The organism is Methylocucumis oryzae, assembly GCF_000963695.1.
In the GTDB taxonomy this organism is placed as follows: domain Bacteria; phylum Pseudomonadota; class Gammaproteobacteria; order Methylococcales; family Methylomonadaceae; genus Methylovulum; species Methylovulum oryzae.
Genome location: NZ_LAJX01000170.1, coordinates 1 through 10,025, shown reverse-complemented (window position 1 = coordinate 10,025; position 10,025 = coordinate 1). Strand labels below are relative to the sequence as shown.

12 protein-coding genes are annotated in these 10,025 nt (G+C 41.1%); 7 read left to right on the top strand and 5 right to left on the bottom strand.

The window, feature by feature from the left end; all coding sequences use genetic code 11:
- From VZ94_RS15545 to VZ94_RS15515, 7 genes are all read left to right on the top strand, one after another.
- Window positions 1–419 (top strand): hypothetical protein (locus tag VZ94_RS15545; RefSeq protein ID WP_082081731.1); only part of this gene is annotated, 419 nt, incomplete at its 5' end.
- Window positions 419–1,645, top strand: a complete 1,227-nt coding sequence (locus VZ94_RS15540) for a (Fe-S)-binding protein (RefSeq protein ID WP_045779929.1) — start codon at window positions 419–421, stop codon at window positions 1,643–1,645. The genes VZ94_RS15545 and VZ94_RS15540, both read left to right, overlap by 1 nt.
- 159 nt (window positions 1,646–1,804) lie before the next feature.
- The gene (gene petA / locus VZ94_RS15535) at window positions 1,805–2,404 is read left to right on the top strand and encodes a ubiquinol-cytochrome c reductase iron-sulfur subunit (RefSeq protein WP_082081730.1); all 600 of its coding nucleotides are present in this window, start codon (window positions 1,805–1,807) and stop codon (window positions 2,402–2,404) included.
- A 2-nt stretch (window positions 2,405–2,406) separates the two neighbouring features.
- On the top strand, window positions 2,407–3,810 hold the full coding sequence (locus VZ94_RS15530; RefSeq protein ID WP_439097743.1) for a cytochrome b: 1,404 nt from the start codon (window positions 2,407–2,409) through the stop codon (window positions 3,808–3,810).
- 2 nt (window positions 3,811–3,812) lie between these two features.
- Window positions 3,813–4,541, top strand: coding sequence for a cytochrome c1 (locus VZ94_RS15525; RefSeq protein WP_045779927.1), 729 nt, complete (start codon window positions 3,813–3,815; stop codon window positions 4,539–4,541).
- A 302-nt stretch (window positions 4,542–4,843) separates the two neighbouring features.
- Complete coding sequence (locus VZ94_RS15520) at window positions 4,844–5,449, top strand: glutathione S-transferase N-terminal domain-containing protein (protein ID WP_192828667.1); 606 nt, start codon at window positions 4,844–4,846, stop codon at window positions 5,447–5,449.
- Complete coding sequence (locus VZ94_RS15515; RefSeq protein ID WP_045779926.1) at window positions 5,446–5,844, top strand: ClpXP protease specificity-enhancing factor; 399 nt, start codon at window positions 5,446–5,448, stop codon at window positions 5,842–5,844. Before VZ94_RS15520 ends, VZ94_RS15515 begins: the two co-directional genes overlap by 4 nt.
- 177 nt (window positions 5,845–6,021) lie before the next feature.
- On the opposite strand, the gene VZ94_RS15510 is transcribed toward VZ94_RS15515, so the two are convergent.
- The 5 genes from VZ94_RS15510 to VZ94_RS23365 all read right to left on the bottom strand — a co-directional run.
- Window positions 6,022–7,647, bottom strand: coding sequence for a bacteriohemerythrin (locus VZ94_RS15510; RefSeq protein WP_192828666.1), 1,626 nt, complete (start codon window positions 7,645–7,647; stop codon window positions 6,022–6,024).
- A 5-nt stretch (window positions 7,648–7,652) separates the two neighbouring features.
- Window positions 7,653–7,838: a hypothetical protein gene (locus VZ94_RS15505; RefSeq protein WP_045779924.1), complete on the bottom strand. Its 186-nt coding sequence runs from the start codon at window positions 7,836–7,838 to the stop codon at window positions 7,653–7,655.
- Window positions 7,810–8,085: a phosphorelay protein gene (locus VZ94_RS15500; RefSeq protein ID WP_045779923.1), complete on the bottom strand. Its 276-nt coding sequence runs from the start codon at window positions 8,083–8,085 to the stop codon at window positions 7,810–7,812. The genes VZ94_RS15505 and VZ94_RS15500 overlap by 29 nt, the downstream gene beginning before the upstream one ends.
- Before the next feature lie 22 nt (window positions 8,086–8,107).
- Window positions 8,108–9,340, bottom strand: coding sequence for a response regulator (locus tag VZ94_RS23370; protein WP_052700617.1), 1,233 nt, complete (start codon window positions 9,338–9,340; stop codon window positions 8,108–8,110).
- On the bottom strand, window positions 9,330–10,025 hold a 696-nt coding region (locus tag VZ94_RS23365; RefSeq protein ID WP_131655586.1), incomplete at its 5' end, for a PAS domain-containing protein. The genes VZ94_RS23365 and VZ94_RS23370, both read right to left, overlap by 11 nt.

Sequence of the window (10,025 nt, the reverse complement as noted above, 5' to 3'; positions counted from 1 at the left end):
GCAGTCGATTATTGCTTTACTATAAAGGCGATATAAGTGCGCTGACATTATTTGGCTTGCATGCTTATGGCAGCGTTTGCTTTCCTGACGCATTGCCAAAATTATCCAGCGTCTTAGAACCAGAGCAATTCATTTCACAACAAGTATGTGTACACCCGGCGCAATTAGTCAATGCTGTTAATCAGCTATACAAACTTGATAACGATTTGCTTCAAGTAGAACAAGGATTTAATGAGCAAATTGACGCACCAGGCGGTGTCATTACCGTTTATATGGCGCGTTTTATGGTGTTAGACCCACCCCATCAACTACTAAAACCCTATCAATGCGCATTAAAAACCTTGCCGGAACTACGCTTACAACCGCTCGCCGAATTAGAGTTGTTGCGTAGAGCTTATGTCAAAGTGATGGAGTCTTAATGTACGAACCACTGGATTTTGAATTTAATCAAGCCGCACCACCCGGCTCTGCTCACGGCTATCTAGTGCCTGAACCTTCAGATTGTATGCGCTGTGGTTTATGTCTTAACACCTGCCCCACTTATCAATTAGAAGCGATAGACGCAGAAAGCCCACGCTGGCGTATTCGTACTCTTAGCCGCTTGTTATTCGATAAGCAAACGCTGACGGATGACGAACAAACTCATCTAAAAAATTGCGTGCAATGTCGTACCTGCGAAAGCGTTTGCCCTAGCAAAATGGCGTATGGCCAATTATTCGACAGCGCGTTAGCTCAACTCACTACTAAAAAACCATTCTTAGCTAAACTTGGATTTTGGCTGACTAGCCATAAGCATTGGCGCTATCTATTGTTACCGTTTGTTGAGTTATATCGGCGTTTTAAACTATCCGCACTCATGCGCGCCAGTGGCTTATTAGCCAAACTGGGGCTTACTGAAATCGATAGCGTATTAACCCAGCCAACGCTTAGCCCATTAAAATCGCATTACCCAAGTAAAACTCAACGTATTGGGCGTGTGGCATTATTTACTGGTTGTTTAACCGAGCATTTTGACCGTGCTACCCATTTAGCAACGATTAAATTACTCACTGCGTTAGGTTATGAAGTTGTTGTGCCATTCGAGCAACGCTGTTGCGGCGCTATTCATAAACATAATGGTGAAAGCGAACAAGCGCTAGTTAACGCCAATATCGCTATTTTTAATGGCTTAGATATTGATGCAATTATTTATACTGCGACCGGCTGTGGTGCGATGTTAGCGGATTACCCTGACAATGCATTTAAGTATCCACTCTATGACATTAACGACTATTTAGTACAACAAAACATAAACTCGCTACGCTTTGCCCCACTACCGATTCATGCCGTCGTTCATGAACCTTGTAGCCAACGTAATCTAACCAAATCGCAGGCTAGCGTTTACCCGTTATTACAAAACATCCCTGGTTTAACCGTATCACCGTTAGCCGATAACGCTATTTGCTGTGGCGCAGGTGGCAGTTATATGCTGACTCATCCAGTGCAATCTCAACAATTACGCAGGTTAAAACAACAAGTTATCAAAGACGCGAATGCAGAATTAGTGATAAGCAGTAACTTTGGTTGTATTCTGCATTTGCAAACGCCTCAACTCCCTCTTCTACACCCCGTGTGTTTACTCGCTCAACAATTACTTGATAAATAGCTTGACTTATATGAAATCATGCTGAAATAAATAGCACCCTCATCACACGCATACGCAAACAAATCCGCGTAGCTCTTCAAATCTACAGCCGTCTAATGGTATAGTGCGCAGCACAAAAAAAGTGCTGTTATGCACATAAATAATGAGGAGTCTATAATAATGATAAATGAAGACGTGGATCAGTCTAAGCGCCAATTTCTCACATCGGCATTGACTGTCGTTGGAGCGGTCGGCACGGGCTTTCTAGCGGTTCCTTTTCTTGCGCAAATGCAGCCTAGTGTTAAAGCCATGGCCGCAGGTGCCCCAGTTGAAGTTGATATTAGTAAAATAGAGCCCGGTCAATTAATTAGGGTCAATTGGCGCGGCAAACCGGTATGGATATTAAGTCGAACATCCCAAGTGCTAGACACGCTTAAAACGTTAGATGGCAAGCTACGAGACCCAGGCTCTAATGAATCTCTACAACCTGATTACGCCAAAAACCCAAGCCGCTCGATTAAACCGGAAATCTTTGTCGCTATTGGCTTATGCACGCATTTAGGTTGCTCACCAACGTTCCGCCCAGAAATTGCTCCTCATGATTTAGGTGAGAGTTGGCGAGGTGGTTTTTTCTGTCCATGTCATGGCTCCTGGTTTGATTTAGCGGGTCGAGTCTTTCAAAGTGTCCCAGCACCGACTAATTTAGAAATCCCGCCTTATCGCTATGTTAACGATAATCTTATTATCATCGGTGAATCTGATGGGGAGATAACAGCATGAAAATGGATAGATTCGCCCACCTAGGCAATTGGGTTTTAGAACGCTTCCCGCTAGCAAAAGTGTGGGAAGAACACATGACACATTATTATGCGCCAAGAAACTTTAATATCTGGTATTTCTTCGGCTCATTAGCTTTACTCGTTATGGTCAACCAATTCATCACCGGTATTTTACTGACGATGAATTACAAACCCGATGCTAAACTCGCATTTGACTCCGTTGAATATATTATGCGCGATGTCAACTGGGGTTGGCTCATACGCTATATGCATTCGACCGGTGCATCCGCTTTTTTCATTGTCGTTTACTTACACATGTTCCGAGGACTGATTTACGGCTCATTTAAACAGCCGCGCGAATTAATCTGGATTTTCGGTATGTTGATATTTGTTTGCCTAATGGCCGAAGCCTTCATGGGGTATTTACTGCCGTGGGGACAAATGTCTTATTGGGGCGCACAAGTTATTATCTCATTATTCAGCGCTATTCCAGTCGTAGGCGATGACTTGTCGCTATGGATACGCGGTGACTATGTCGTTTCAGACGCGACATTAAACCGCTTTTTTGCCTTTCACGTTATTTCCGTACCGTTGATTTTAGTTATGCTGGTGTTTCTGCATATTGTTGCGTTGCATGAAGTCGGCTCAAACAACCCAGATGGTATTGAAATCAAAAAATATAAAAATGAACAAGGTATACCACTCGATGGTATCCCCTTCCACCCATATTACACAGTTAAAGATATTGTTGGCGTGGCAGTTTTCTTAATTTTTTTCGCAACCGTTATCTTTTACATGCCGGAAATGGGTGGATACTTTCTTGAACATGCGAATTTTATTCCGGCTGACCCATTAAAAACCCCTGAACATATTGCTCCTGTTTGGTATTTCACGCCGTTCTATGCCATTTTACGCGCGATTCCTGACAAATTTGCCGGTGTTATCGGTATGGGTGGCGCGATTGTCGTGTTGTTCTTATTACCTTGGCTAGATAGAAATCCGGTTAAATCCATTCGTTATCGTGGAGGGCTGTTTAAAAAAGCATTATTATTATTTGTTATTAGTTTCATAAGCTTAGGCTATTTAGGCACACAGCCCGCCACACCTAGTGCGACAATAATGGCGCGAATATTTACCTGTATTTATTTCGGTTTCTTCTTATTAATGCCAATTTATACCCGTTGGGAAAAAACCAAACCGGTACCTAACCGCGTTACTGAAGAGCATTCCATAGAAGAGCAGTTACCGTTATTAATTGAGGAAATCACTGAATTACATCATCCAAGCGCATCTGAAATTGACCATCCGGCTTTTAGAAGCACGTTCTTTAGTAGAAGGCCTGACCCCGACAGAATCAAAAATGTCTTTACGCGCTATATAAAAAATCTAAAAGAGAGCTTGGACTGACTATGAAAACCATTACCACATTACTATTATTGTTTGCGCTAACATTTAGCGCACACGCCGAGCAAGCTGTTGACTTACAATCACCCGACCTAGATCCAAGTGATAAAACATCCTTGCTGCGTGGAACCAAGCACTTTGTCACGTATTGTTTAGGTTGCCATTCTGCTAAATATATGCGCTACTTAAAAATCGCATTAGATACGAATGTCGATGAAAAAGTCATGTTAAAAGACATTGCCCCAGAAGGCGCATCGATTTATGACACCTTAAGCAGTGCGATGAATAAACATGATGCAGAGAAATGGTTTGGTACACAACCGCCAGATTTATCATTGATTGCTAGATCGCGTGGCGCTGATTGGCTCTATAGCTATTTAAAAAGCTATTACCTAGACGACAGCCGTCCGTTTGGCGTTAATAATAAAGTCTTTCTGGATACAGCAATGCCTAATCCCTTTTGGCAATTACAAGGTGACCAACACCTTGTCCATAAAAAAACTATTTGGGGTGAACACACAACATTAGTCAACGATGATGTTGGCACGTTATCAGAACAAGAGTTCGATCAACTCGTTACTGATTTAGTCAACTTTTTGGTCTATGTCGGTGAACCAGTACAACAAGAACGCCAAAGCTTAGGAAAATTTGTCTTAGCGTTCTTATTGTTATTCTTAGTCATTGCCTATATGTTGAAAAAAGAATACTGGAAAGATGTTCATAGAAATGACTAACGACCTAATCCAAGCTGCCTATACCCGGCAGCTTGTTTAACAACACTAACAACACGGTATGGCAAAAATGAATACATGAGGTACGCAATGCGTACCCTACGACACGGTGTAAAAACCGTATACACGACTGTGTGGAGTATAGTTGAAAAAAAGTTACTCATTCATACGAGTAACTTTTTGTTTATTTAAGGCTATCAGAGTCAAAAAACGTTGATTCTGTATAGCCACTTATTTTAATTTATTACCGCTTACGCATTAAGAGGTTGTTTTTTGTGGCAAATATTATTACTCGTAAATCTGTAATGACGCTATTTTCGTCGCCAACATGCCCAATGAGCCACTGCGCCCGCTTTGTTTTACATGAAAAACAGATTACCGCTGACATTGAATTCTACGACCCTGCTAATCCACCGGAAGATTTGCTAGAGTTAAATCCTACAGGCGCTTCACCAACGTTAATCGAGCGCGAGCTAGTGTTATACGATTCACGCATCATCATGGAATATTTAGATGAACGTTTTCCGCATCCACCTTTACACCAAATGGATCCGGTATCAAGAGCAAATGCACGTATGCTGATTAAACGCATTGATCAAGAATGGTATCAATTACTTGATGAAATAGTGAATTCAGGCGAGAAAAAATCTGCGCGCGCGAAAAAATTATTACGTGAAAACTTATTAGAAGCGGAACCTATTTTCGCCAATAGACCGTTTTTCATGAGTGATGAATTCTCATTAATCGACTGTGTTGTTGTACCGTTGTTATGGCGTTTACCGAGTATTGGTATTGATGTTATCTCACAAAACGAAATTATCAATAATTACGCACAACGCATGTTTAAACGACCCGGATTTAAGCGCAGTTTAAGCGAGGCAGAAAAAGAAATGATGGATGTCCCTAAATGACCTCATTAAAACCCTATTTAATCCGCGCAATCTATGATTGGATTGTCGATAATGACTTAACACCCTACTTAATTGTGGATGCCATGCATCCAGAAGCGCGTGTACCAGAACAATACATACAAGACGGCAAAATCGTGTTAAATATACGGCCACAAGCGGTAGAAGCGCTCATTCTAGGTGATGACACTATAGAATTTAATGCTCGCTTTAGTGGTCAACCGATGCATATCCTCGTACCCGTATCCTCTGTACTTGAAATCAGTGCGAAAGAAAATGGTAAAGGCATGAGCTTTGCGCCAGAACCGCATGATTTTGATGAGCCGCCACCCCCGGTTAAACCTGCTAAAAAGCCTAGTCCGTCCTCTAATCGGCCTAACCTACGCATCGTAAAATAACAGTTTAGTCACCGCTAATCTTTTTAGCGGTGATTCTTCAAGTTAAGTTTTAGGTTTTTACAGCTCGCTGCAGGATACACTATGCATACCTTATTATTGATTTTATTACGACTTTTTTTAATGGCATGCACAGCGTAACCTACTCAAAAAACCGATAACTTGACCATTCAGAGTATATTACTCGCTAACGCGGCTTGTTAGCTCATGACCGTCAAGTAGCTTTTCCACCCTAGCAAGCGCTAAGTCAAACTCATAACGCTCGATAAGTAGTGCTAATTCGCTAGTCATCTGAGCATCAACCGTGTTAAAAAAACCATATAGATTTCTAAACGCTTGCTTAGCCTCTATATTATCGTGCCTCAACAGCTCTTTAAATTCATCAAGTTGTATTGTTAACGACCTAGAGTCTTGCGGATTATTAAAATAGCTAGCTGTTTTATTAATGTCTAAGTCTAGGTAAATCTTAAACACACTCCCTTTGCCTGGTTGGCTTTCTACAGTTAATTGGCCGCCTAATAAGTCGATAATACGTGCGCACAACGTCAGACCTAAACCCACTCCTTGGTAACGACGTGTACTTGTTGAATCTAACTGCTCAAATGCTTGAAACAAATATTTTTGTTTTTCTAACGGAATACCAATACCGGTATCTTTAACTTCAAAACAAATCCCAGCCTTATTGTCTTCTTGTTTTATCAGTTGTGCAGATATGGCGACAAAACCATGCTCGGTAAATTTAATCGCATTGTTTACTAAAATATTAATAGCATCCCGTAATAACCGTACATCGCAATACACTTGCGGAATATCAGGATCGCTATAGGTAAGCAGAGACAATTCTTTATGCTTAGCAACCTTATACTGAAACTCAACCACTTGCTCTAATAATACCTGTGGCAGGAAAAAACTATTGATAGTTTCCACATCGCCTGCTTCTAAACGGGAAAACTGCAGAATTTCGCTTAATTGCGCGGTTAATTGTTCTGAAGCACTAATGATTCGCTTGGCTTGTTCTCTATGTTTTTGAGGAATATCGGACTGCTCTAATAAATGCGCAAAACCTAAGATAGCATTCATAGGCGTTAATAATTCATGGCTGACAGTACCTAAAAATCTATTTTTAGCTCTAGCCGATAATTCAGCAGCATTTTTTGCTTGAGTTAATTCCGCTGTACGCGCAGCTACTAATTGCTCTAAGTTTTTCTGATAATTTTCTAATTCAGCATTGGCAGCTTCAATTTTAAGATTTTTTTCAATCAGACAACGGTTTTGCTCAGTCATTTGGGAAAATAAATTCACTAATGCATTAACCAAAACATCATTAGCATTTTGCAATATTTCCGCTTTTGAACCTTCGATAAGCTCATACGCTTGTTCAGGCCCGTGCCCTTGTTCAATGGCTTTAAGCTGCTTAGCCATGCGCTGATCTTCGCCTAAAATATGAAACGCTAACCAATTCGATAAAAAGCGTAATAGCTTTACTCCATTGAATTGACCGTTTTCGTCAAGTTCTTGTCGCAAAAACTCGACTTGTTTAGCAAACCCTTGATGAGCAGTACGATGATGCTGTAAATGCCTAATGTCTATACCTTGCTCAGTCATTAGCTTATCTTCAGTACTAAAATGCAACGACACATAATTGACTAAGCCGTCTAATAACTGGGTTGCATAATTATCGGTAGTTATGCAGTCTGCCGCTAATAATGACGCTGACGCATTAATCATATCGACCAACGTTTTATGCTGCTCATCAACTGTCGCTATACCAGTCAGATAATCCTCGCTCCATGCCATAAATGTCATCGTCATTATCCTCTAAGTGATGTTATTAGCGTCTGCACTGTTTGAGCGGCTCTTGGAAACTCATAATGGTCTATATCTCGATTTAACTGCTTAAAGCTATCACTATCAATAGCCGAGCTTAACAACGGCTTGAGTTCTCGCCATAGTTCGGCAGATTGCAAATCATCGGCGTCTAATTTTGTTAATAACACCTGCAAAACGCGGGATAAGAGAATCGGTGTTGATTAAAGCAGCGGGTACTGGACGTTCTTTGGCATAATGTTTAATGAGTACACGCAGCTTGCTTTCAGCAGCAGCTATGCTGTCTTGTAATTGATTAGTTAAATGTTCAATAGCTGTTTGTTGTTGATTTTGCTTTATGGCATGTTCTAAACGAGTTGAACACGCTAATACCTGTGCCAACTCCAGTATTCCAGCAGTATTTTTTAAAGAATGCATTATCGCTAATGCCGCCTCATTATCATTGTCTCTGAACGCGGACAAAAATTTTATCTGGGTCATGCAAATGATGGTCTAAAAAATGCTGCACTGCTTTGTTACTATCGAAATTAGCTTTGGCACTATGATGAGTAGATGTGCGACTAGGATAAACATACGGGTGCTTATCACTGACTGCCAACCATTGCGATAACACACTAAATAACAGCATAGGCTCTACGGGTTTAGTAAGAAATGCATTCATACCCACATCAAAACATTGCTGCCTATCTTCGACAAAGGCATTCGCCGTCATCGCAATAATTGGCGTATATTGATAGCCGGGTAAGGCGCGAATATGCGTTGTCGCTTCTAAGCCATCCATAACAGGCATTTGCATATCCATAAAAATTAAATCGTAAGCAGTCTGTTTGGCTTTCTCGATAGCTTCCGCACCATGTTGAGCTACCGTGACCTTCAAGCCTACAGATTGTAACATCTGTTTGGCAACTTCTTGATTAATCTCGTTATCTTCAACTAATAAAATCTTGGCGTCACTGTGAAATCCGGCAGGATTAGGTGAGCTGGCTAATTCCATGGGGTTAAGATTACGTTTTAATTTAACAGTAAACCAAAACTGACTCCCTGACCAATTTTGGCTAGTCACACCTACTTCACCGCCCATCATTGTCGCTAATCGACGACTAATAGCTAAGCCAAGACCCGTACCGCCATAATGCCGACTGATTGAATGTTGACCTTGTTCAAAAGCTTGAAACAATTTTGCTTGTTGCTCTTCCGTCATGCCTATGCCCGTATCAGACACTTGAAAATTCACAACAACGGCGTCTTCATCTTGATAAACAATATTCGTTGCTAGGGTTATGGTTCCAGCTTCAGTAAACTTAACCGCATTGCCTAAAAAATTAATCAGAATTTGACCAATGCGTAGCGGGTCGCCTAACAAAGATAAGCTAACTAACTCCGGTGCAGTATCAATATCTAAAACTAACGCTTTGCTTCTTAAGCGTTCTGCAATCATGCTACCGGCTTGGTCCACTATCGCGGCAATATTGATAGGTATTTCTTCTAACGTTAAGCGCTCCGCTTCAATCTTTGATAAATCCAAAATATCATTAATTAAGCTTAATAAATGTTTGCCAGAAGTTGTTATTTTATTGATTTTATCGAGTTGCTCAGCTGAATTTGCTTGATTGGCTAAAAGATGTGCCATACCTAAAATAGCATTCATAGGTGTGCGAATCTCATGACTCATATTCGCTAAAAAACGTGCTTTTAGCTAAGTTAGCCGTTTCAGCTTGTTCCTTGGACGCTCTTAATTCCAACTCCATGTGTTTTCGCATAGTCACATCGCTATGGGTACCTACTGCGCGTACAGGCTTGTCTGCGCTATCACGCACAACGACTTTGCCACGGCTTAAAATCCATTTATAAGCACCGTTTTTAGCTTGTAATCTAAACTCTGCTTCATAACTGCCTTCTGACAATAAGCGTTGTTTAAACATGGCCAGGGAATAGTGTTGATCGTCTGTGTGTAAAGCCACTCGCCACAAAGCTTCAACCGTATCCCAATCCGTTCTTTCATAACCTAGCATTTGGAAAAATGCTGAACTGCAATACACGGTATCCGTTGCCAGCTCCCAATCCCAAATACCGTCATAGCTTGCTTCTAACGCATAGCGATAACGTTCTTCATTCATTTTAACCAAGGTATTAGCCGCATTAAGTTTCTCTGTTCGTTCAACGACTAACTCTTCTAAATGCCTACGGTATTCATTTAATTCGTCTTCAGCACGCTTTTTCTCAGTAATATCGCGCCATACTGCGTGAATAAGTCTCTCATTTTTTTGGTTGATAGCCGTCAGAGAAATCTCAGCCCAAAACGACTCACCATCAACTCGCACATGCATCCATTCAAATTGATGGCTACCATTCTCAAT

Bases quoted from the DNA above. Each gene is read 5' to 3' on its own strand.
- VZ94_RS15540 (WP_045779929.1), top strand. From the start codon at position 419: ATGTACGAACCACTGGATTTTGAATTTAATCAAGCCGCACCACCCGGC.
- petA (WP_082081730.1), top strand. From the start codon at position 1,805: ATGATAAATGAAGACGTGGATCAGTCTAAGCGCCAATTTCTCACATCG.
- VZ94_RS15530 (WP_439097743.1), top strand. From the start codon at position 2,407: ATGGATAGATTCGCCCACCTAGGCAATTGGGTTTTAGAACGCTTCCCG.
- VZ94_RS15525 (WP_045779927.1), top strand. From the start codon at position 3,813: ATGAAAACCATTACCACATTACTATTATTGTTTGCGCTAACATTTAGC.
- VZ94_RS15520 (WP_192828667.1), top strand. From the start codon at position 4,844: ATGACGCTATTTTCGTCGCCAACATGCCCAATGAGCCACTGCGCCCGC.
- VZ94_RS15515 (WP_045779926.1), top strand. From the start codon at position 5,446: ATGACCTCATTAAAACCCTATTTAATCCGCGCAATCTATGATTGGATT.
- VZ94_RS15510 (WP_192828666.1), bottom strand. From the start codon at position 7,647: ATGACATTTATGGCATGGAGCGAGGATTATCTGACTGGTATAGCGACA.
- VZ94_RS15500 (WP_045779923.1), bottom strand. From the start codon at position 8,085: ATGCATTCTTTAAAAAATACTGCTGGAATACTGGAGTTGGCACAGGTA.
- VZ94_RS23370 (WP_052700617.1), bottom strand. From the start codon at position 9,340: ATGAGTCATGAGATTCGCACACCTATGAATGCTATTTTAGGTATGGCA.